Below are 21,176 nucleotides of genomic sequence, written 5' to 3'. Positions count from 1 at the left end.
CTAAAAAAGAATAGCGCTGTGCATGCACAACACAATACAGGTCGGCCAGGCACCGACCTGCAGACATCCTTTTCCCGGAGTAAAAAGCATGAGTACCGACAATTGTTTTCTTGATGACCTGACACCCACTGCCAATCGGGTGGAAACGGCTCGGATTGTGGATAATCCCGATACTTTTGCCTGGGACGAACACTGTGATGTTCTGGTCGTGGGCGTGGGTATGGCTGGTGCTGCGGCCACCCTGCGCACTGCTGAAGATCCTTCATTGGAGGTCATCGCCATTGATCGTGCTATGGGTGGCGGTGCCAGTAAAATCAGCGGCGGCGTCGTTTACATGGGCGGTGGCACTAAAGCTCAAAAAGCCTGCGGCATTGAAGATACGCCAGAACAAATGGCCAACTATCTGTCGTTTGAAACCGGCAATATTGTACGCCCAGATACCCTGTTGCGTTTTGCCCACGCCAGTACCAATTTCCAAACCTGGCTGGAAAGTCACGGCGCCCGTTTCGGAGGGCCGGCCACTGACGACAAAACCTCTTACCCAAATGATGCGGCACTCTATTTCTCCGGCAATGAAACGACACCGGCAGGTCGCGATCTGGCTCCCCCGGCACAAAGAGGACACCGCGCCAAACCTCCAGAGGGAGGTGAACCCACTAAACTGAGTGGCCAATACTTGTTACCGCCTCTTCTCGACGCTATTGACCGACAGAACAACGTACGCTTCTTTCGTCAAACCCGTGCAACACGAATGATCGTCGACAATAACGGTGACATTATCGGCCTGGAAGTAAAACGTATTCCGGCTGGCTTGCCTGCTTTTTTACATCGTTTTTATTACAATTTTGGCGCAAACCTGATTGCCGGCGTTTTGAAAATCGCCGACAAATTGCAAACCGCCGCTACTAAAATCGAAAATTCAAAAACACAGACTCTTTGTATTCGGGTGCGCAAAGGTGTTGTTCTTTCAGCGGGTGGCTTTACTTATAACCGCACCATGATGAGTAAAACAGCACCTGAATTTTTGCAATCAGTGCCGCTCGGGACAATCGCCGACGACGGTTCCGGCATAAAACTGGGGATGACAGTAAAAGGCAAGGCCGACCACCTTCATCAAGTGTCAGCGTGGAAGTTTCTCTACCCACCCGCCTCCTGGACGAAATCCTGTTCTATTGGCCCCGATGGCGAACGACTGATCAGTGAAGAATTTTATGGTGCGCGCACAGGGGAGGCGGTATTCCTCAAAGGCGGCGGCAAAGGCTGGTTGATACTGGATGAGCCGCTGCAAGAGAACGTGCGCGATGAAATTCTTACGATGAAAAAAATGCTGTTTCAAAAAATACAGTTCAAAGCCATTCTGAACGACTACACCGTCAGTGCTGACACCCTGGAAGAACTGGCTCTCAAAATCGATGTTCCTGCAGACACCTTAAAAAATACCATTAACACTTATAACCACGACATTGAGACCGGCACACCCGATCCGTTCTGCAAAAGCGAAAAGCTTCGCCGTAAAATTGAAACGGGTCCCTTCTATGCCACTGATATTGGCGCTGCATTGAAGCTGTCCCCCATCCCCGCGTTGACCATGGGCGGCTTGGTCTGCGATGAAGACAGCGGCCAGGTTCTTGATGCACAAGGTCAACCGGTAAAAGGTCTCTATGCTGCCGGACGCACTGCGGTCGGTATTTGTTCGAATTATTACGTCAGCGGTTTGTCACTGGCGGACTGCATCTGGTCAGGATGGCGTGCAGCGGAAAGCCTGAAAGGTAACGACGGAGCAAAAGCTCTGGCTCCGCTAGTGCAGAACAAAACAGAGCTTCCCAACTCCAGCCCCGAAGAAATCCGATAAACCGATAATAAAGAGGCTTTTATGAATACCCCTGAAGATCTCGAACCGTTATTTCAACCTTTAACCATCAATGGTTTGACCTTGCCCAACCGACTGGCCATGGCCCCCATGACACGTGGGTTTTGCCCGGGCAATGTTCCCACCGAACAAGTGGCCGCCTATTACCGCCGTCGGGCTGAAGGGGGAACCGCCTTGTTGATTACAGAGGGCGTGGGCATTGATCACCCGTCGTCCGTGGGTATTGGTGCAGGATCGGCAGAAGGGGTTCCCGTACTGTACGGTGACAAAGCGATTGCTGGTTGGAAAAAAGTGGTGTCGGAAGTCCATGCCGGTGGCGGTTTTATTTTCCCCCAGCTTTGGCATCAAGGCCCCTTCCGCTTACCGGGCACCGGCCCAGTTCCAACCGCTGAATCCATCAGTCCTTCGGGCACCTGGGGGCCGACAGACCGCCGCACCAATGCGCACGCGGAATACATGGAAGCCTACAGCACACCCCACAAGGCCATGACCGAGGAAGACATCAGTGACGTCATTGCAGCATACGGACGCAGTGCGGCAGTGGCCAAAGACATCGGTTTTGATGGCATAGCCATTCATGGTGCCAGTGGCTACCTGATCGATACGTTTCTGTGGCCGGAAACCAACAAACGCACGGATCGCTATGGCGGTGATATGGCAGCCCGCTCACGATTCGCGGCAGAAGTTGTCCGAGCTATCCGCGAAGCCGTTGGCCCAACCATGCCCATTGTGTTTCGGTTTGCACAATGGAAACAACAAGACTTCGATGCAACCATTGCCGAGACGCCGGATGAACTTGGGATTATGTTGAACGCACTCACCGACGCCGGTGTTGATATGTTTGACGCCAGCACCCTGTATTTCAACAAACCCGCTTTTGCAGATTCCCCTCTGCCTCTGGCGGCCTGGGCTAAAAAACTGAGCGGCAAACAATCAATGGCCGTAGGGGGTATAGGCCTGTCAGACAGCTTGTTTAATTCACTCAGTATTGGTGGTGCACAGGTCGAAAAGAACTACTACGAAGCTGCCGAACGCATGGCCAAAGGAGAGTTTGACTCTCTCGCTATCGGTCGGGCGCTCATTTCCGATCCGGAGTGGCCACAGAAAGTGCGAACCGGACAAGAACCCGCCGTATTTCGTCGAGAAGATCTGGGACAACTTGTGTAAATCACCAGAAAGCACTTTTTTGGGGTGAGGCTCTGATTAATTTTTATCTCAGAGCCTGAATCCGTGCAACTCATTAGAGTAGGTTTACAAACACATCACTGTGATACGCAGAAAGAAATTACAAGAAATAGGTGCATTCTTTGCACGCCCCTAACTAACGATCAAGCTTCCCTGCCAGCCCAATAGGCATATTTCTCAACACCCATTACTAGCCAACCCCCAACTTGAAGACCTGATCAGCTTTTACCCATATTGATGCTGGCTCAAAGATGGAAAGTATCCCCATAGCCACCCGCAACCTAGACCCGTTAACTTTTAGTGATTTTAATTCTCCACAGCAAACTTCAGCAATTACGCGCGAGTCAGCGGACTCCTTTTGAGGTAAACTGCAACCGTTCACCCGTTATTGCATTTGGCGCTGTATATGAAACCGGTCGTAAAAGTCATATTGATGGTTCTCTGGTTGCTCACCCAGCAATCGGTTGCTGCCATGACTGTATCGACAATGACTGCCGGTTCACCTTCATCGAATGCCAGCTCGCACGCCTCTGATGCAGCCATGCCACAAATGCCACATTCATCGGCCACCCCCATGGATCACATGGATTGTCATTCCGATGAGCCTATGTCCTCTTCCGATTCAATGACTTCCTGTTGTGATCAGGAATGTCAGTGCTGCGCTGGTAGCTGCTCTTCTTACCCAATGGGGTCTGAGGTGTCTGGTTTTTCCGCACCGCAAAATCAATTGTTTTACGATCTGTGGCCCAGCGCTCCCCTGTCACGGGTTTCTGTGTTGTTCCGTCCCCCTATTTTTGCCTGATATAGGGTTAGTGCGCCTGCGCTAACCGTGTTTGTTTTTTCAGACTGACTGTATCACCTGTAAAAAATAGGAATTCTAATTATGACATCGTTAATGTCTCTGTCCCGGCGTCGCTTTGTGACTGGCTTGGCGGCAGGCAGTGCCCTTTTGGGTCTGCGTGGGAATTTGGCGTATGGCCAGACAACCCACACCTCGAATCAACCCACCCCGGTTTTATCGGGTAATCACTTTGATCTCAGTGTGGATTATCTGCCGGTGAATTTTACCGGCCGTGAGCGAATGGCGACGGCCGTGAATGGCTCGGTACCCGCTCCCACCTTGCGCTGGAGAGAGGGTGAGCGAGTAACTCTGAGAGTCAAAAACAATCTGACCGTCGACACGTCCATCCACTGGCACGGAATCATTTTGCCCACCCAGATGGATGGCGTGCCCGGTTTGAGTTTTGATGGCATCAAACCCGGGTAAACCTTTGAATACCAGTTCGATGTTAATCAAAGCGGCACCTACTGGTATCACAGTCACTCCGCTTTTCAGGAGCAAACCGGTCACTACGGCGCCATCGTGATCGAACCTCGGGAATCTGACCCTGTTGGCTATGATCGGGACTATGTCATTCAGTTATCCGACTGGTCTGACGATTCGCCCCACGACATCTACGCCACGCTAAAAAAACTCAGCCACTACTACAACTTTCGCGAGCGAACCGCTGGGGATCTGTGGCAGGACATCAAAACAAAAGGCCTCACCCAGACCTGGAAGGATCGCCACATGTGGAACATGATGCGCATGAGCGAGACGGACATTGCCGATGTCACCGGTTATACCTACACCTTTCTGATGAACGGCCACACACCGGCTGAAGGCTGGATGGGATTGTTCAAGCCCGGTGAGAAGATACGACTGCGTTTTATCAATAGCGCCGCGATGACGATTTTCGATGTGCGTATTCCCGGTTTGAAAATGACAGTGGTTGCCACCGATGGCCAGAACGTCGAACCGGTGACCGTGGATGAATTTCGCATCGGTGTGGCGGAAACTTACGATGTGATTGTGGAACCGGACAGCGACAGCGCCTATACCCTGTTTGCGCAAAGCATTGACCGCTCCGGTTATACCCGCGGCACATTGACACCAAATCCCAACGTATTGGCAACCATTCCCGCCATGGACCCGCCACCCGTATTAGGTCATCGAGATATGGGTATGTCTGCCCATGCAGATATGTCTGAACACAGCGGGATGAACCATAGTGGAATGGATCATAGTGGAATGGACCATAGTGGAATGAATCACAGTGCGGTGAACCACGGTGAGATGGATCATACCGAACATAACGCGACGGCGATCAATCCGCACAGTCAACACATGCCACAAGAAACGCTGGGGAAAGCCGGTTTTGGCAGCACTCGCCCCATGACACATGCTCAAAGTGAATTTGGTCCGCAGGTTGATATGAGGACCAGCTCTCCGGCCGACGGCTTAAACGATCCCGGCATTGGCCTGCGTCACCATCACCATCGCTATGGTCGCCGAGTACTTACCTACGGTGATCTTCGCAACCTCACCCCCACCGGGGATCAGAGAGAACCCTCACGGGAAATCGAGTTGCACTTAACCGGTAATATGAACCGCTATATGTGGTCGATGAACGGCATTCCCTTTGCCGACGCCGAGCCATTGCAACTGACCTACGGTGAACGCGTCCGCATCACGCTGATCAATGACACAATGATGACCCACCCCATTCATCTGCACGGCATGTGGAGCGAGTTGGAAACTGGCGATCCCCAATACATGCCCCGCAAGCATACGGTGATTGTGCAACCGGGCTCGAAAATCAGTTACCTGGTGACAGCAGATGCTCTCGGCCGCTGGGCGTACCACTGCCATTTGTTGTACCACATGCCCGGTATGTTCCGGGAAGTTCGCGTCAGTTAAGGAGACTCCAATGAAACGCAAAATCTTTCATACATGGGCTCCGCCTGTGGCGAGCCTGTTACCCTTCATCGCGGGATCTATTTTGACTGCGGAAAGCGCTTACGCAGGAGGCAAAGCAGACCCATTGCTAAGTAAAGTCTATCTGGATCAACTGGAGGCTCGCGATAACGACACCCAGGTTCTCGAAGCGGATGCCTGGGTGGGCTATGACCTACACAAGCTCTGGCTCAAAACCGAAATCGAACGTGAAAATGAGCACGGCAACTACGAGACAGAATCGGCCGAACTTCAAGCACTCTACAGTCGAGCAGTTGCCCCTTACTGGGATCTTCAGATAGGTTTGCGCAAAGACCTTGAGCCTGACACCAATCGCCACTGGGGCGTGATCGGGTTTCAGGGAATAGCACCGTACAATTTTGAAGTGGATACCGCGCTATTCGTCGGAGAAAGCGGGCGGACAGGCTTGAGACTGGAAGCGGAGTACGAACTGCTGTTTACCCAGCGGCTGATTTTATCACCGCAGGTAGAAATCAATCTCTACGGCCATAATGACAAGGAGACAGGTGTTGGATCTGGCCTGTCGGAAGTCGAAGCGGGATTGAGATTACGCTATGAAATACGGCGAGAATTTGCCCCGTACATCGGCGTGAACTGGACGGAACTGTTTGGGCAAACGGCAGACTACGCGAAACAACACGGCGAGGATACCCGAGACTGGCAATGGGTATTAGGTGTCCGCGCCTGGTTTTGAGTGGTTAACTGAATCCATTGATTCCATTTTTTTTACTTAGTTTCCGCTGTTATCCACTTATAGTTTCCGCTGTCACCAACTGAGCCAAGAGACACCTCACCGAAGTCAATATTGAGCATCATCGACGACGGCGAGGTGTCTTTAGCTCTAACACCGCTGTTTAATCAGCTCGCTTGGCACGCAAGCCAAAAAAGGCGATATACAAGTAGCATATAACTGGCAAAATAAACGCCATCTGCAAACCCGCCCAATCGGCAATGCCACCGTGCATTAATGGCACCACAGCGCCACCAACAATGGCCAGACACAAGATGCCTGAGCCCTGACTCTTATGCTCACCCAGCCCTTCCAGCGCCAAGCTGAAAATAGTCGGGAACATGATTGAGTTACACAGACCTACCATCAGAACAGACCACATGGCCACAGAACCGTCGGCTAACATGGTAACCGCTAACAGGACAACAGCGCCCAGACCGTTGATCGTTAACAAGCGTGCAGGGTCCACCGAGCGCATCAGGTATGCACCGATGAATCGCCCCACCATGGCTCCGCCCCAATACAGGCTCACATACCAGGCCGCTTCACTTTCGCTAAAGCCCATACCCAATTCGCCGGAAATATAGTTAACCAACACACTGCCAACACTCACTTCGGCACCAACGTAGGTAAAAATCGCCAGCGCGCCCAACAACAATCGGGGTTCATTCAATAACTTCAGTTTGGATGTTGCGCTATCACCGGAAGAAGACAAATCAATCTGCGGCAATTTGATCCAACTAAAAACAACTGCCAGGAAAGTTAATATACCACCGAGTAAGATGTAAGGAAGTTGAACAGCATCAGCACCAGAGAGTTTATCCACTGAAGTATGACTTGCCTGGGCAGCTACAGAGAGAATCAGCACGCTACCAAACATAGGGGCCAAGGTCGTTCCCAGAGAATTAAAAGCCTGAGTTAAATTCAAACGGCTGGATGCCTTCTCAGGGGCTCCCAACTCCGTCACAAAGGGATTCGCCGCAACCTGGAGTATGGTTATGCCCGAGGCCAGAATAAACAGGGCCGAGAGAAACAGGGCATAGACTTTAAATTCAGCTGCAGCGGCAAATAGAAAACAGCCGCCGGCACCTATCAGAAGACCTGCGACAATTCCCCGCTGATAACCTATGGCTTTAACCAAGCGTCCAGCAGGTAACGACACTATAAAATAGGCCCCAAAAAAACAAAATTGAATCAGCATCGCCTGAGTAAAACTCAGGGAGAAAACTTCTTTTAGATGCGGAATAAGAATGTCATTCATGCAGGTAATAAAACCCCACATAAAGAACAACATGGTCAGCATCGACATAGCGAAGGTACTACCAGATGAATTCTGGTGAGTGGAAGTCGTTGCACTTGCCTCAGGAGTAAAACCTGTCATGTCTGTTTCTCTACTTTGTTATATGTTTAGTTTTAATGGTAAAACCATCAATCCACTCATATTGAAGATCTAAAAATATGGATCGCTGAGACTCCTACATCCTAAATCAATGATGATGCTGATGGAAAAAGTTTGCTCGCCTTTGACTTGAACCTGTATACGATAACGGAAGATCCCTACGATCAGGTGCTGGTTAGCGTGGTAGAGATCATACCGGTATTGTTATTCTTTATCATCCCAGACTGGATGACCTGACCTTTTTCCCGTGAACGTATTTTGACTGTCTGTGCTGATCTTAAAACTGTATATCGATAGAAGTGGCAGCTTACATATGGCAAAAATAAGCATAAACCCCTATACCCTCCATTTTAGTACCGCAGAAGAAAACGTCACAGCTAAATCTAACCTCACCTGACCGACTGACCGACTCGTCAGTAAAATTTCCAGAGACTTTGTATACAAACCCAGCTCCTCCTGTTAATCCACCCCCGACGCAATCAGACCCGTATAACTGGCTAACATACAAGGGCTATCAAATGAGGGGTTGAGGGGTTGAGGGGAATTGTCACGGGCGATCCTGCCTGAAACAAGCCAGAGGGTTTGAGGTAAATTAGAATGTCTTTAAATGACCCTAAATAGTCAACAAATGACCTGAAGCTATTGTCTTGCAGGCCTTACTATTAGCCCAATATAACCATAAATAAAACCAACGGAGAGGCTTTCGAATGCCCAGAATCATCTTTGTCGAACACAACGACACATCCCATTGCGTCGACGCCGAAATAGGCAAGAGCCTCATGCAAACCGCCCTTGACCAGGGAATACCCGGTATTGACGCCGATTGCGGCGGCAGCTGCGCCTGTGGGACCTGCCATGTGATTATTGAAGAATCCTGGCAAGGTAAATTACCCGCCGCAGAGGACGAGGAAGTCACCATGCTCGACATGACACCTGAACCACAACCAGGCTCCCGATTGTCCTGCCAAGTGCTTGTTACTGAAGAGCTGGACGGGTTGATCTTACGGCTACCTGAATTTCAGATGTGATCAAGCCTTACCAAGGAGAATAATAATGAATGCCCCTTTTAGCTTGTCTTCCGCGTTTAACCCATTGCCTGAAGCCCATGAAATTCCGCTCAATCAACTGGATGTCAGCGATCCTCGCTTGCTGGAGCAAAATGTTTGGCCGGCCTATTTCAAACGTCTGCGCGATGAATCTCCGATTCATTATTTGCCGGATAGCCCTTTTGGCCCCTACTGGTCGATTACCCGTTTTGATGACATTAAGTTTGTCGACAGCAACTGGAAACTGTTTTCGTCCGAGCCGGTGATCGTAATCGGTGATCGGACGGAGGAACTGGCGCTGGATATGTTCATTGCCATGGATCCGCCTAAGCACGATCAACAACGCAAAGCCGTGCAGGGCGTTGTTGCTCCGGCAAACCTTGCTCAAATGGAAGGGCTGATACGCCAACGGGTTGGCAATATTCTCGATAACTTACCTGTGGGTGAAACCTTTAACTGGGTGGAACACGTTTCCGTGGAACTGACGTCACAAATGCTGGCCACTCTGTTTGGTTTTCCATTAGAAGATCGCCACAAGCTTATTTATTGGTCTGATATGGCGACGGCAGTACCGGAAATGACCGGAGGCATCTGCGATCCGGAAGAGCGCATGAACGCCATGAACGAATGCGCTAAAACCTTTTATGAACTCTGGCATCAACGAATGGCTGAAAAAGCATCAGGTGAATCTCCAGGCTTTGATTTGATCCAGCTGCTACAGAATAATGAAGACACCAAAGACATGATTGAACGCCCGAAAGAATTTCTTGGCAACTTGATTTTGCTGATTGTGGGCGGCAATGACACCACTCGCAACTCCATAACCGGAGGCGTTCATGCTCTCAACCAATTTCCGGCTGAGTATGAAAAACTCAGGGCCAATCACGCATTGATTCCCAATATGGTGTCCGAGATCATTCGCTGGCAAACACCGCTGGCCCATATGCGACGGATTGCCACCGAGGATGTCGAGATGCATGGCCAAATTATTCGTAAAGGCGACAAGGTGGTCATGTGGTATTTATCCGGCAACCGGGATGAACGGGTCATCGATCAAGCTGATCAATTTATGATTGACCGCCCTAACGCTCGCCAGCACTTGTCTTTTGGTTTTGGAATCCATCGCTGCATGGGTAATCGTCTGGCAGAAATGCAATTGCGTATTTTATGGGAAGAGATTATACAGCGCTTTAACTGGGTGGAAGTGGTTGGAGAAGCGGAGTATGTCCGTTCAAATTTTGTGAAAGGCTTTAAAACACTGCCTGTTAGGGTTCATCTGAAATAGCGACCACATCAAACACCATCATCTTTACTTATTTGGATATCCCATGAAAGCATTCCTAAACAAGTCAAGGCCTCACGTCTTAAGCTTACTTCGAATAGTCACTGGCTTTATGTTTATGCAGCATGGTGCTCAGAAGATATTCGGATACCCTGTGGCTCAACGATACGAATTTGAATTGATCTCGATGTCCGGTGCCGCGGGAGTGCTCGAACTCTTAGGTGGCTTTCTGTTTCTGATTGGCTTATTTACCCGTTCTGTGGCCTTTATCCTTTCCGGATTGATGGCTGTGGCTTATTTTATGGTGCATGCACCATCGAACTTTTGGCCTATCGCCAATGGCGGTGAACTAGCGGCTATGTTTTCTTTTGTGTTTTTCTACTTTGTATTTTCAGGGCCTGGTGTTTGGAGCCTGGATAATCTACGTAAGTAAAGCTGATAACGAAAAAGCCCGAAACTCGGTTTCGGGCTTTTTCAGAACGTTTCAATCAATCTGATGGCTAGTTCATCACTTGTATTTTCTCGACTTCGACTTCACTGGCATCATCATCTCTATCTACAACACCATAGACTCTTATGGTCGCCGAGGGTGACAGCTGAACTTTACCAAGAATATCTTCACTGATTATAGCGACAATCTCACCCGTAGAGTCGTACACCATATAGCGATCATCTTCGAGGCGCTGAGCAATTTTAGAATCGAAAACCACCTCTTTTCCGTCGGCCGCCGCTTGAGCGTCTGCGACCGTTACTGCTGTCGTCTGTGTCGTTGCACAAGCAACGAGAAAAACAACCGACGAGAGAAAAATAATCTGGCTTAATCTGACAATGTGCTTCATATGCCACTCCTTTCTTTGCGGGATAATTCCCAAAACGTATTAATAGATTAGTGATCTCAGAAATTTCGTCGAGCGATAATTAAGTAAAACTCGATAAGTATCACAGAAATTAATCTTTCCTAAATAAACATTGAACTCACTAAAAACATAGAGCTCCGAAAATAAATAACGACAAACATAACCTGGCATATAATCGATTTCGTTCTTTTAAACTAAAGGCCGACCTTCTCCATTGAGATTGTCTGTTATGGAAAAGTCATTATAAACGAGCACACAATAGTTAAATTTCGCCAAACTAAACGTTACAACACAGAGATCCACACAATAATCCGGTTAACCGTCTTAACATCAGTAAATTCAAACGTCTTGAGTTGTGACATGCATCATCGAAATCTTCAGACCCAGTGTTTCCATATTCCGCCACAAGGTATCCAGCTCTTCTGCAATTTCTTGAGGTATGTCGTTATTTATAGCAGTAAAGAGCTTGTCACTCACTTCCTTGTTCACTGCAGTAAGCCGAACCAATGCACTTTCCGGTGTTTTCGGGTCTTCATAGACACCACTATCGGCTGTATATTGCAGGCGGGTTTCAACAACCTTCGTGGGGCCACGAGCTGCATAACTACGCATTAATGTAACCATCTCACGTTCCAAATCGGCAATTTCCTGCAACGTCATAGCAAAAGGCTCCGACGTAGACTGCATATGAACTCTGAGATCACGCTCTGCAATTTCACAGCGGTCAGCTTCCCCTTTCAACAGGTCTGCGCAAGAAAGAAATGTATCCTGACATCGGTTATTTCGCATAGTGTTCCCCTTGAATTACCGGTAAATTTGAAAGTGAAACGTGACCTCTAGTTAATACTGATTTGCGCACCAAACATTCCGATAGCGCTCTATTACATATCAATGTTCGAGTACGACCTCTTTTATCCGTTCTGCGTATCGCCTTGGATGAAGAACTTCTCCGTCCAATTCCGCCATCGCCTTTATAGATTCAGCACCAAGAAAAAGGATGATTGACGAGTAGTAAATCCAGAGCATTAATACGATGACCGATGCTGAGGCACCACCTAGATCGCTCAGACTGCTGCTCGCGATATACTGACTAATGCCGTATTTACCCAGCAACAGCATCACTGTTATCGCCACACTGCCTCTGACTTTGTAGCGTTTAGGCAATGTGACATCTGGCAAGAAGTGAAAAAGAGAAAAGATTACACCAACCACCAAAAACACTAAAAGAATATATTGCGTTACCGACACAATGATAACGGCCGAATCATTGAGATAATTTAAAAGATATTCGTGCAAACTCAACACGACAGAGTCGAGCACCAGAGAAACGATCAGCAAAAATCCTAAACTGAGAATAATTCCCAGTGAAAGAAGACGATTAAGTATCTGCTTCACGACACCAACATTTGTTTTGGCACGGACACTGTATATCTCATTAAATGATATCTGTATCTGTACAAACATATTAGTGGCTGAGAATACCAAAATAATAATACCTACAATCAATTGAAATCGGCTTTTTTCTTGGTGATCCAGAGTCTCCATTAATACTTCGATGCCTCTGGCTCCACGCTCACCAATGAGCTGTGAAAACTGATTGGTGATCTGCTGTTGAAAATCCACATCGGAAGCAAGAAACCCGGCCACATAAACCGAAATAAATATTATCGGAGCAATAGAAAAGAGCGCATAAAATGAGAGCGCAGCAGAAAATCGAAAACAATTGTCCTTTAACAAACTTTGTGCCGTATGCTTGGCAACTGCCAACAGGTAGTCAGGAATAGAACTATTCATGTCGGACACGCTCATCTAATAAATCACCGTCCCGCTCTGATTGTATCTCCTCCTCCACAATTTGCTTAAAATCGTTATCTGGCGAAACATCAATTGTCTTATCAGACACGGCCTTGTGCTTTCCAAAAGAGTGGCCTTTGGTGCTGTCGGGCTCGCTCTCCATCGTTATATCCTTATGGACATCCAGGCCGCTTTTCAGAGCAGAGTTGATCTGTGAATCGAACTTCAAATGGTAAATAGGCTCAGGCAAGGTAAAGCCTTCTTCTATCAGAGAACTCATAGTGCGATGGATCGTTAGACTGCGCGCTTTTGAGAAATTAGTCTCTCGCTGATCAATCCACGCATAGAAACTCAACACGATATTGGAATCGCCAACCGTTTCAATCAATGCAAAAGGCTCGGGATCATTCAGGATAAACTCCAACTCCTGGATGGCGAACAAACCGGCATTCATTGCCGCTACCGGATTATCTGCAGAACCAACGCCCAACTTAAATTCAAAACGCCGAGCCGGATTCGTCGAGTAATTCACGATAACCCCCTTAAAAACCGAGGAATTAGGAATCCGCAAGTGGTTACCTTCGAGGGTCATCAAAATTGTGGCGCGCGAGGTAAGGCGCACAACTACACCCTCCAAGTCATTGATGACTACATGATCCTTAGCTCGGAATGGCTGACGTAAACTTAACATAATACTGGAGATGTAATTTTCTATAGAGTCTCGTACAGCAAAACCTATCGCTAGCCCAACCACACCCGCACCACCCAATATCGTGGTGATAATAGACGTGGCCCCCAATAAATTTAACGCCAGAATAACCCCTAACAAAAAAATGACAATTCGAGCAGCTTGAGACAAAATCTCAGATAAAAAAGGGTTTGGCGCCAGCTTTTTCCACACCGCCTCTCTACGCGACAAAAAGTTGCCTAATAACACCGCTGCAAACACAATCAGCAATGCCAGTCCAATCAGCGGGAGCGCTTTGATAAAAATCCGACTGTTCGTCCGCAGGCTTTCAATCACTGGTATCACGTTATCAGCGACAGCTAGGGTTCTGCTTATCTCATTTTCTACCGCCACCACTCCAGAAAGCCGACCAGCCAATCGTTGGGCTTGCTGGGCAGAAGTCTCATTCGCCACCTCGCCCTGCAAAGTCACGACACCTTCCTGGACGTTCACCGTAACAGCACTGAGCGTGTCTATTTCGGTAAAAATACTCTCAAGCCTGGCCTGTATCTTTTCGTCACTCTCTGTAGCTTTTATTTCAGTGCTAATAACCGGGTCTGGATTGGAGATCTCAGCGGATCCCGACTGCGCCAATGTCTGATTTGCATACAGTATGCAGCTAATGCCAAATAAAGAGGCAATAATCACTGCACAACAGTGAAAGCGCGGTGATAGTTGCTTCATGCCAAGTGCACCTTCTTCACGTACGCAAGAAAAGCTATCCAAAAGTGGCTCCCAATCTTCCCTACCTAACAATCATTTCAGGGATTTCTTTCTTAATTTATGTCTATAGATCATTAGATTTCTGATGTACGTTAACAGACACAGCAAATTTCATTCCGCATCAGAGTCTTTTCAGGCCTGCTAATAGAGAATCGTCCAAATGCCAGTATATTTCGGCAGCGTTTCATCGTTCGATACTCCCTATTCATACTCCCTATTCATACTACCTCCACCTCTGTGCATCTCCAGGTACAACACCTGGGTAAAAGACTAACGCACAGTCTGGATACTAAGCTTTAGCATCCAGTTTCAGTAATTTTTACAAAGTTTCTGTAAAAGCCTCTCAAAATACCCATAAAACTCTCAACTGCAAGTATAGAGCTATAACGAGTGATAACCAGAAACTGTGAAGTTATACGCCGTTAAGGCAATCACAGTAGATTTGCTTAGTTAACCTTCTGGGACGGCATACAATTTGCTCGATCGATTACGAGCATCAACTGACAGATAACCACTGAACCCTTAACCAGTGGTTTGGCTGTTCGTATTAATGACGAAAAACCCCAAATACTGAAGGAATGGTTATGAACATGACAAGATTAAAAAATACGAAGGTAGCTATACTTGCTACGCACGGCTTTGAGCAGTCAGAATTAATGTCACCTTTGAATTCATTGGCAGAGGCAGGATCACAGGTGGAAATCATCGCGCCTGACGCTGGAGATATCCGCGGATGGGACGATGATGATTGGGGGGATTCTGTAACAGTGAATCAAACACTGGAAGAGGCCAAGCCGGAAAATTATGACGCATTAATTTTACCGGGCGGCGTGTTAAATCCAGATCAACTTCGGATCAACGAGAAAGCTATCACGTTCATCAAAAGCTTTTTGCACGCCGGAAAGGTTGTCGCGGCTATTTGTCATGGGCCCTGGCTACTCATCAACGCGGGAGCGGCCCGAGATCTTAAAGTGACCTCATTTAAATCCATCCGCACAGATCTGGAAAATGCTGGCGCGCAGTGGGTTGATGAAGAGGTGGTCGTCGATTCCGGTATTGTGACAAGTCGAACCCCGGAAGATTTACCCGCCTTCACCAATAGAGTTATTGAAGAAATAACAGAAAATATTCAGCGCCGAGCCGCCTGAATGCTTTTCCAGTAATACCTACCCGACTGGAGGTTCCACCTTAACCGCCGTCGGGTAGGCTTCTCTTTAGAAATAGTATCCAACTACTAAAACCAACCTAATACACATCCCTTCGATAACGGCCCGCAGCGTGCAAAGCCTCAAGTTGCTCGTCGCCAAAAATTTCTCGCAGAGCGCGATCTACACCTTCAGCCATACCTTTCAGACTGCCGCAGATCATAACGACAGCACCCTTTTCTATCCAAGCGGGTAGTTCATCTGCTGCCAACAAAGCGTCCTGCACATACTGGGGATTGTTCGGACAACGTGAAAACGTAAGATCAACTTTTTGAAGGTGACCCGTACGCTGCCACTCAGCAAGCTCTTCTTTAAAAATACGATCATTGGTCGGTGAGCGCTCGCCAAACAACAACCAGTTTTTGTGCTGACCAACCCTGTAGCGCTCTCGCAGCATTGAACGCAACCCCGCATACCCGGAGCCATTGCCAATCAAGATCAAAGGGACATCTTCTTCTGGGGCTCTGAAAAATGGATTGTTGCGTATTCGCAGCTCCACTTCGCCACCCGCTTCCAAATGATGAGTCAACCACCCTGAAGCCAGCCCAAAACTGCCGTCTGGATTACACTGTTGTCGAACCAGCAGATCCAGACTTCCATCTTCTGGGATCGAAGCAATCGAGTATTCACGACTGACCAGCGGTGATTGATCCACACTTGCAGAGGATTGCTCAGACGGATAGCGCGGAATTATTTCAGCAATATCACCTGCTGCCCAGAATTGCTGTTCACCTGCCTGTGGTTGCAATTGAAGATAGTACAGAGGCTCTCCTGGGCTCCCGGAATTAACCTGAGTACGAGCCGTCAGGTTCCAGCGATAATAATCTCCTGCCCTGTCCGGAGAATCCGGTACTTCATGTGACTGTCGGTTTATGGGAATACCGCTATCACGCAACTGCTCATACCAGCGAACAAGATTCAGACTGCTGGCCTGTTCTGATTGAGCATCCTGCTCCACCATTTGGAACAACGGGGTAGCACCATGATGCTTTAGGCCCTGATACACACTGCGCCCAAAACGACAAAAATACTGATAGCTTCGGTCACCCAAAGCCAAAACCGCAAAATGAAGGTGAGATAGATCTTTTGCAGAAGCCGCCAGATACCTTCGGGAAAAGCGCGCGCCGTTATCGGGCGGCTCGCCCTCACCATACGTACTGACCACAAAAATGGCCCGGGTGATTGACGCCAGAATGTCATCATCGACTCTGTCCAGTGATAATAATTGCACAGGGCCTTCAAGGCTCTTTGATATCTGACTGGCATAGTGGAGAGCCGTGCCACTCTGGCTGGCATAGGCTACCAAAATTGCTGATGCGCAGACCTCTTCGGAAGGGTCAATCGCCTTCAGCCAAGACCCGTTAACTTCCCGCCGGGAGCGTTCATAGGAGCGGTAACAAAACCAGCAGAACACACCATAGACAGCCAAAATGCAGACCGTTAATAACAGCTTTTCCAACTCAGACACGGCTTTCCAACTCAGACCCGATCGCAACCTGTTAAAGGCTGGTTACTGATACTTTTGCAAAAACGACGATCCCCGGATAACCGAAGACCGCCGCTTATTGACAACCTGATTCAGGACTCTCTTACTCTGGCAAGACTTCCAGCGTAGCGATGTAAGACCCCCGGCGCGTGGTTGCCGGAGCCTTTGCCTGATCATCAGAGTACTCAGCTTCGAGCCAGTACATTCCCGCTTCTGACCAGCTGATTTCAATCATGCCTTTTTTGTCAGCCACCAGCTTCAACTCAGCCTGAGCATTGCGATAGCGAGTGCCACCACGAATCACCGTAACTTCTGTGCCAACGGCCGGTTTTCCGTCGATCAAAAACTGAAACTGAGCCTGTTCGCCTGAGAAAAGGTCATTGGGATGAACCAGCGGCTTCATTTCCAAACCCACGTTGGTCAACTTCAAGACTTGTTCGCTGGGGGCACCCGATGTAATGAACGTTTCCAGTCTACGGGAGGACTCTGCCACCTTCAGGTCTTTCGCTTTTTTGGGCACGTCTTTCTCGAAACCTTCGGGCGTAGGTTGCTCACCACGGCCAGGCCATCTGTGACGCTTGCCATCTTCGTCTTCCCAGCTTGCGTTCATGCCATGACTGGCGACAACGACTTTATATGTGCCCTCGTCCTTCAACTGAAGATCAAACGTACTGCGGTGTTTACCGGCATGGGCATTTTGAATCTCGACAGTTTTTCCATTCGGTCCCAGAACGGAAATATTATCTGTATTTAACGGAAAATGATTAAAGTAAAAAATATCATTGGATACCGCTGCATCCAATGTCACCCAAGGGTCATCCCCCGACAGAACCGTCGCAGCCGGCAGAATCCAGAGCCGGTGAGCCTGGGCAGAGATTGAGACACTCAAAGCCATAGCCATGGCCAGAAACGTTTTGGTTTTCATAAGTCATCCTTTTCAATAGTAAGCACAAATTCTGAGTGCAAAGATTAATGTCTTAGCTTTAAATTCTGTAATCACACAAAGTCAATCAGGGTGAAACTGTTAATGTCACGAGACCCAATTCCGTTTTGCCTTGTACCTCGAATACTCTTGCCTGATCTGCCGGCCAATCAAATGATGCTTTCAACAGCTCGCGACCTCCCACTTCTCTGGCAGCTTCTACATACAAACGGTATTGACCTGCGGGAAGATCTTCAGTCACCTGATTCAGCTCAACCTGATGAGTGCCGGGGGGGCGGGTCGCTCCAGTAAAGCCATCCGCAGGCATATCAATATTGCGGCCACTGCGACGCCACCACTGACGCATATCTTTCAGCCACTTGTTGCCCTCACCTGCCTTGTCTAATTGATACCAGACCGCCAAATTGGTAATGGCTTTGGTTTCCTGATTTTGCACCCAGGCAGCAACATAAGGCCGATGATATTCAGCCACGTTCAGCGTAGGTATTTCGATACTGAGAGACAAATCTGCGGCATAAGAGGACATGGTCGCGGACATCAATAACAATCCCGCGAAAGCCGATTTCTTGATCATTGAAAATCTCACTTCTGATATGAATAAATCTCAAACAGGCAGTAATCCTGTTTAATGAACAAACAAAATAATTAACAACACAGGAATGACCAACCCCAATCCCACCACGGGCCAAGTGGTTGGCCTCTGCCCTGTGTGTCTGTACAGCAGCAACAGCCCGCTTGCGCAAAAGACAATGCAGCCAACCGCGAATACATCAATAAACCAGCGCCAAGCCGTACCGGTATCACGCCCTTTGTGCAGATCGTTTAAGTAGGCTACCCATCCTCTGGTTGTTTTTTCATACAACAAGTCGCCGGTTTCTAAATCCAGGCTCATCCAGGCATCACCACCAGGCCTGGGAAGGGCGACATACACTTCATCGTCCATCCACTCGCCTCTAACGGAGGCTGGAATATGCAGCGACAAATTATGACTTAGCCAAACTCGCAACTCGTTGGGCAAAGGACTTCGCTCATTTTCCGGGACGGCAAAACTTTGCACTAAGTCTTGAGGAAGCTCAGCATTAATCTCTTCAGTAGAAATTGCAGCCGGTATGATGTCAGCGTGATTCAACGTAATCCCAGTAATGGCAAAAAGAAGCATCCCGATGAGACAGACAGCAGAGCTTATCCAGTGCCACTGCCTGACGGTACCGAGATGCCATTTTGATGGCATAAAGCGAACTGACATCTACATAGTTTCCTTAATCAGGATGGCCTTCTTTGCAACCCGGACACTTCTGGCGCGAACCAACCCACAGACAAAATCAATCCCGAACTATAAACAATAATAATTCTTATTTCAATTACTGTTTAGTTAGAAGACAGATAGATTAAGGCAAATGAAGAAGTCGGGCGTGAACACACCCGACAGACATGATACTGAACAGGTAATGGCAAATACCTGACGATAAAATTAAGTAAAAACCCGTATAAATCCTGTGTTAATCGGTCGTGTTTTTCAGCTTATAAGCCATCACGGAGTCTCCCATAGTGGAGGCGTACATACTGTGGCCGCCTGCGGGAATAACAACGTACTGCTCACCATCAACCTCATAACTCACAGGAATTGAGGTGCCTGCCGCAGGCAGGTCCGTTTCCCACAGGATCTCTCCGGTTTGTAAATCAAACGCCCGGAAAGTGTCGTCCAGCGTATAACCAATAAATACGACACCCCCAGCGGTTACCAGAGGTCCACCAGCACCCGGTGTGCCCAATTGCCAATCAACAGCAACTGGTAGCATGTTCTTAAGACTGCCTAACGGTTTTTGCCAAACAATTTCTTTTTTTACAAGATCGATGGCTGTCAGCGTTGCCCATGGCGGTTTGGAACAAGGTGCACCCAGCTTGGAAAGCAGCGGTGTGATTTCCAACACATACGGTGAGCCTGGGTTTTCAAAAGCCATGGTGCCACCGAGTTCAATTTTTTGGCTTATATCAATATCAGCTTTTTCACGGGGCACCAGCTTCACCACCATCGGAACCCGATTAGCAGGCACGATCATAATGTTGCTCTTTGGATCATACGCCCCACCACCCCAGTTCGGTCCACCACCCGCTGATGGAAAAAATACCGTGCCTTGTTCACTGGGAGGAGTGTAGATAGAACCGTACAGAAGTTTTTCTACGTCCTTCTTGCACATCCATTTGTCCAGAGGTGTAAAGCCCCACACATCGTCTGGCGAGAATGTGTGCTCCACCAAATTGGGCATACCCACCGGGAACGGTTGAGTCGGTGACAGCACCTCGCCTTTGACTTTGCCTTCCTCTGGTACAGGACGCTCTTCGATGGGAACCAGTGGTTCACCCGTCGCGCGATCAAAAATAAAGATCATCCCCATCTTGGTATTTTGCACCAACGCCGGCACCATGTTGCCGTCTTTGGGGTAATCAATCAGAGTCGGCCGCGTCGGGATGTCATAATCAAAGACATTATGATGAACCAACTGTTGATGCCAAACGACCTCTCCAGTTGTGCCTTTTAAAGCCACCACCGATGAGGTGTAGTGGTTGTCCCCCGGACGTTCACCGCCATAAAAATCGTTGGACGCACTGGTGGTGGGTAAGTAAACCAAATCCAGCGATTGGTCTACGGCCATGGAGCTCCAGACATTGCCCTGTCCAAACTGATCAGTGCCTTTACCCCAACTGGCCATGGCAGGATCTGTACTGGTACGCGGAATCGGATCAAACTCCCAGAGCTGCTCTCCCGTACGGGCATCAAACGCCAGTACCCTGCCGCTGGGAGGGTCAGAACGCTGGTTATCAGCCACCGCCGACCCCACCACAACCACATCGTTGACTACAGCAGGGTTGGACGTAGCGATGACTTCACCGGGCCATATCTCAGGCTTGCTGGGCTCCATCTGAACAACACCATCATTCCCAAAATCACTACAGGGTTTGCCGGTTTTGGCATCAATGGCTAGCAAGCGGTAATCGCTGGTACCGAGGAAAATTCTCGACTTGCAGTGACGATCGTCGCGGGCTTTGTGATCCACCCAATTGGCAACACCGCGACACTTTTTGGTGTTGCGCTCTCCCCCTTTGGGATCGAATGACCAACGCTCCTTCCCA

The 21,176-nt window shown here is 48.7% G+C and carries 18 protein-coding genes and 1 pseudogene; 9 read left to right on the top strand and 10 right to left on the bottom strand.

Annotated features, from left to right (window positions below; all coding sequences use genetic code 11):
* Positions 1-88: 88 nt before the first annotated feature.
* The 5 genes and pseudogenes from ACTG33_RS05860 to ACTG33_RS05840 all read left to right on the top strand — a co-directional run bounded on the left by ACTG33_RS05860 (position 89) and on the right by ACTG33_RS05840 (position 6,546).
* Positions 89-1,852, top strand: coding sequence for an FAD-binding protein (locus tag ACTG33_RS05860; protein ID WP_439134263.1), 1,764 nt, complete (start codon positions 89-91; stop codon positions 1,850-1,852).
* Between the two features lie 21 nt (positions 1,853-1,873).
* Positions 1,874-3,037 carry an NADH:flavin oxidoreductase gene (locus ACTG33_RS05855; RefSeq protein WP_439134262.1) on the top strand — a complete coding sequence of 388 codons (1,164 nt, stop codon included), beginning with the start codon at positions 1,874-1,876 and terminating at the stop codon, positions 3,035-3,037.
* A 424-nt stretch (positions 3,038-3,461) separates the two neighbouring features.
* Complete coding sequence (locus ACTG33_RS05850; protein ID WP_439134261.1) at positions 3,462-3,857, top strand: hypothetical protein; 396 nt, start codon at positions 3,462-3,464, stop codon at positions 3,855-3,857.
* 81 nt (positions 3,858-3,938) lie between these two features.
* Positions 3,939-5,795: pseudogene (locus tag ACTG33_RS05845) on the top strand (copper resistance system multicopper oxidase).
* Positions 5,796-5,805: 10 nt separating this feature from the next.
* Positions 5,806-6,546 (top strand): copper resistance protein B, encoded by a 741-nt coding sequence (locus tag ACTG33_RS05840; protein ID WP_439134260.1) that lies wholly within the window; start codon positions 5,806-5,808, stop codon positions 6,544-6,546.
* Positions 6,547-6,706: 160 nt separating this feature from the next.
* Here ACTG33_RS05840 and ACTG33_RS05835 read toward each other — a convergent pair whose 3' ends face one another.
* Complete coding sequence (locus tag ACTG33_RS05835) at positions 6,707-7,963, bottom strand: sugar MFS transporter (RefSeq protein WP_439134259.1); 1,257 nt, start codon at positions 7,961-7,963, stop codon at positions 6,707-6,709.
* Between the two features lie 725 nt (positions 7,964-8,688).
* Here ACTG33_RS05835 and ACTG33_RS05830 point away from each other — a divergent pair.
* From ACTG33_RS05830 to ACTG33_RS05820, 3 genes are read left to right on the top strand one after another with little or no spacing between them, the layout of a single operon-like run.
* Entirely contained in the window at positions 8,689-9,009 is a 321-nt protein-coding gene (locus ACTG33_RS05830) for a 2Fe-2S iron-sulfur cluster-binding protein (protein ID WP_439134258.1), read from the top strand.
* 25 nt (positions 9,010-9,034) lie between these two features.
* Positions 9,035-10,312, top strand: a complete 1,278-nt coding sequence (locus tag ACTG33_RS05825) for a cytochrome P450 (protein ID WP_439134257.1) — start codon at positions 9,035-9,037, stop codon at positions 10,310-10,312.
* 43 nt (positions 10,313-10,355) lie between these two features.
* The gene (locus ACTG33_RS05820; RefSeq protein ID WP_439134256.1) at positions 10,356-10,742 is read left to right on the top strand and encodes a DoxX family protein; all 387 of its coding nucleotides are present in this window, start codon (positions 10,356-10,358) and stop codon (positions 10,740-10,742) included.
* Between the two features lie 67 nt (positions 10,743-10,809).
* Here ACTG33_RS05820 and ACTG33_RS05815 read toward each other — a convergent pair whose 3' ends face one another.
* The 4 genes from ACTG33_RS05815 to ACTG33_RS05800 form a co-directional block, all read right to left on the bottom strand.
* Positions 10,810-11,148, bottom strand: a complete 339-nt coding sequence (locus tag ACTG33_RS05815) for a NirD/YgiW/YdeI family stress tolerance protein (RefSeq protein ID WP_439134255.1) — start codon at positions 11,146-11,148, stop codon at positions 10,810-10,812.
* Between the two features lie 357 nt (positions 11,149-11,505).
* Positions 11,506-11,955 (bottom strand): hypothetical protein, encoded by a 450-nt coding sequence (locus ACTG33_RS05810; RefSeq protein WP_439134254.1) that lies wholly within the window; start codon positions 11,953-11,955, stop codon positions 11,506-11,508.
* A 99-nt stretch (positions 11,956-12,054) separates the two neighbouring features.
* Positions 12,055-12,960, bottom strand: a complete 906-nt coding sequence (locus ACTG33_RS05805) for a YihY/virulence factor BrkB family protein (protein WP_439134253.1) — start codon at positions 12,958-12,960, stop codon at positions 12,055-12,057.
* Positions 12,953-14,413 (bottom strand): mechanosensitive ion channel domain-containing protein, encoded by a 1,461-nt coding sequence (locus tag ACTG33_RS05800; protein WP_439134252.1) that lies wholly within the window; start codon positions 14,411-14,413, stop codon positions 12,953-12,955. The genes ACTG33_RS05805 and ACTG33_RS05800 overlap by 8 nt, the downstream gene beginning before the upstream one ends.
* A gap of 581 nt (positions 14,414-14,994) precedes the next feature.
* Here ACTG33_RS05800 and ACTG33_RS05795 point away from each other — a divergent pair.
* Positions 14,995-15,558, top strand: a complete 564-nt coding sequence (locus tag ACTG33_RS05795; RefSeq protein WP_439134251.1) for a type 1 glutamine amidotransferase domain-containing protein — start codon at positions 14,995-14,997, stop codon at positions 15,556-15,558.
* 97 nt (positions 15,559-15,655) lie between these two features.
* Here the strand turns inward: ACTG33_RS05795 and ACTG33_RS05790 are convergent, their stop codons facing one another.
* The 5 genes from ACTG33_RS05790 to ACTG33_RS05770 form a co-directional block, all read right to left on the bottom strand.
* On the bottom strand, positions 15,656-17,083 hold the full coding sequence (locus ACTG33_RS05790; RefSeq protein WP_439134250.1) for a sulfite reductase subunit alpha: 1,428 nt from the start codon (positions 17,081-17,083) through the stop codon (positions 15,656-15,658).
* A 121-nt stretch (positions 17,084-17,204) separates the two neighbouring features.
* A complete protein-coding gene (locus tag ACTG33_RS05785) occupies positions 17,205-18,026 on the bottom strand; it encodes a DUF4198 domain-containing protein (RefSeq protein ID WP_439134249.1) in 822 nt (273 codons plus the stop codon).
* A gap of 85 nt (positions 18,027-18,111) precedes the next feature.
* On the bottom strand, positions 18,112-18,618 hold the full coding sequence (locus ACTG33_RS05780; protein WP_439134248.1) for a DUF2271 domain-containing protein: 507 nt from the start codon (positions 18,616-18,618) through the stop codon (positions 18,112-18,114).
* Between the two features lie 51 nt (positions 18,619-18,669).
* The gene (locus tag ACTG33_RS05775; RefSeq protein ID WP_439134247.1) at positions 18,670-19,290 is read right to left on the bottom strand and encodes a PepSY-associated TM helix domain-containing protein; all 621 of its coding nucleotides are present in this window, start codon (positions 19,288-19,290) and stop codon (positions 18,670-18,672) included.
* A 253-nt stretch (positions 19,291-19,543) separates the two neighbouring features.
* Positions 19,544-21,176: outer membrane protein assembly factor BamB family protein (locus tag ACTG33_RS05770; RefSeq protein WP_439134246.1), on the bottom strand; the 1,633-nt coding region annotated here is incomplete at its 5' end.

This window comes from Pseudomaricurvus sp., assembly GCF_965662505.1.
GTDB lineage: Bacteria > Pseudomonadota > Gammaproteobacteria > Pseudomonadales > Cellvibrionaceae > Pseudomaricurvus.
This window is presented reverse-complemented; position numbering and strand designations above follow the sequence as displayed.

Bases quoted from the DNA above. Each gene is read 5' to 3' on its own strand.
- ACTG33_RS05860 (WP_439134263.1), top strand. From the start codon at position 89: ATGAGTACCGACAATTGTTTTCTTGATGACCTGACACCCACTGCCAAT.
- ACTG33_RS05855 (WP_439134262.1), top strand. From the start codon at position 1,874: ATGAATACCCCTGAAGATCTCGAACCGTTATTTCAACCTTTAACCATC.
- ACTG33_RS05850 (WP_439134261.1), top strand. From the start codon at position 3,462: ATGAAACCGGTCGTAAAAGTCATATTGATGGTTCTCTGGTTGCTCACC.
- ACTG33_RS05840 (WP_439134260.1), top strand. From the start codon at position 5,806: ATGAAACGCAAAATCTTTCATACATGGGCTCCGCCTGTGGCGAGCCTG.
- ACTG33_RS05835 (WP_439134259.1), bottom strand. From the start codon at position 7,963: ATGACAGGTTTTACTCCTGAGGCAAGTGCAACGACTTCCACTCACCAG.
- ACTG33_RS05830 (WP_439134258.1), top strand. From the start codon at position 8,689: ATGCCCAGAATCATCTTTGTCGAACACAACGACACATCCCATTGCGTC.
- ACTG33_RS05825 (WP_439134257.1), top strand. From the start codon at position 9,035: ATGAATGCCCCTTTTAGCTTGTCTTCCGCGTTTAACCCATTGCCTGAA.
- ACTG33_RS05820 (WP_439134256.1), top strand. From the start codon at position 10,356: ATGAAAGCATTCCTAAACAAGTCAAGGCCTCACGTCTTAAGCTTACTT.
- ACTG33_RS05815 (WP_439134255.1), bottom strand. From the start codon at position 11,148: ATGAAGCACATTGTCAGATTAAGCCAGATTATTTTTCTCTCGTCGGTT.
- ACTG33_RS05810 (WP_439134254.1), bottom strand. From the start codon at position 11,955: ATGCGAAATAACCGATGTCAGGATACATTTCTTTCTTGCGCAGACCTG.
- ACTG33_RS05805 (WP_439134253.1), bottom strand. From the start codon at position 12,960: ATGAATAGTTCTATTCCTGACTACCTGTTGGCAGTTGCCAAGCATACG.
- ACTG33_RS05795 (WP_439134251.1), top strand. From the start codon at position 14,995: ATGAACATGACAAGATTAAAAAATACGAAGGTAGCTATACTTGCTACG.
- ACTG33_RS05785 (WP_439134249.1), bottom strand. From the start codon at position 18,026: ATGAAAACCAAAACGTTTCTGGCCATGGCTATGGCTTTGAGTGTCTCA.
- ACTG33_RS05780 (WP_439134248.1), bottom strand. From the start codon at position 18,618: ATGATCAAGAAATCGGCTTTCGCGGGATTGTTATTGATGTCCGCGACC.
- ACTG33_RS05775 (WP_439134247.1), bottom strand. From the start codon at position 19,290: ATGTCAGTTCGCTTTATGCCATCAAAATGGCATCTCGGTACCGTCAGG.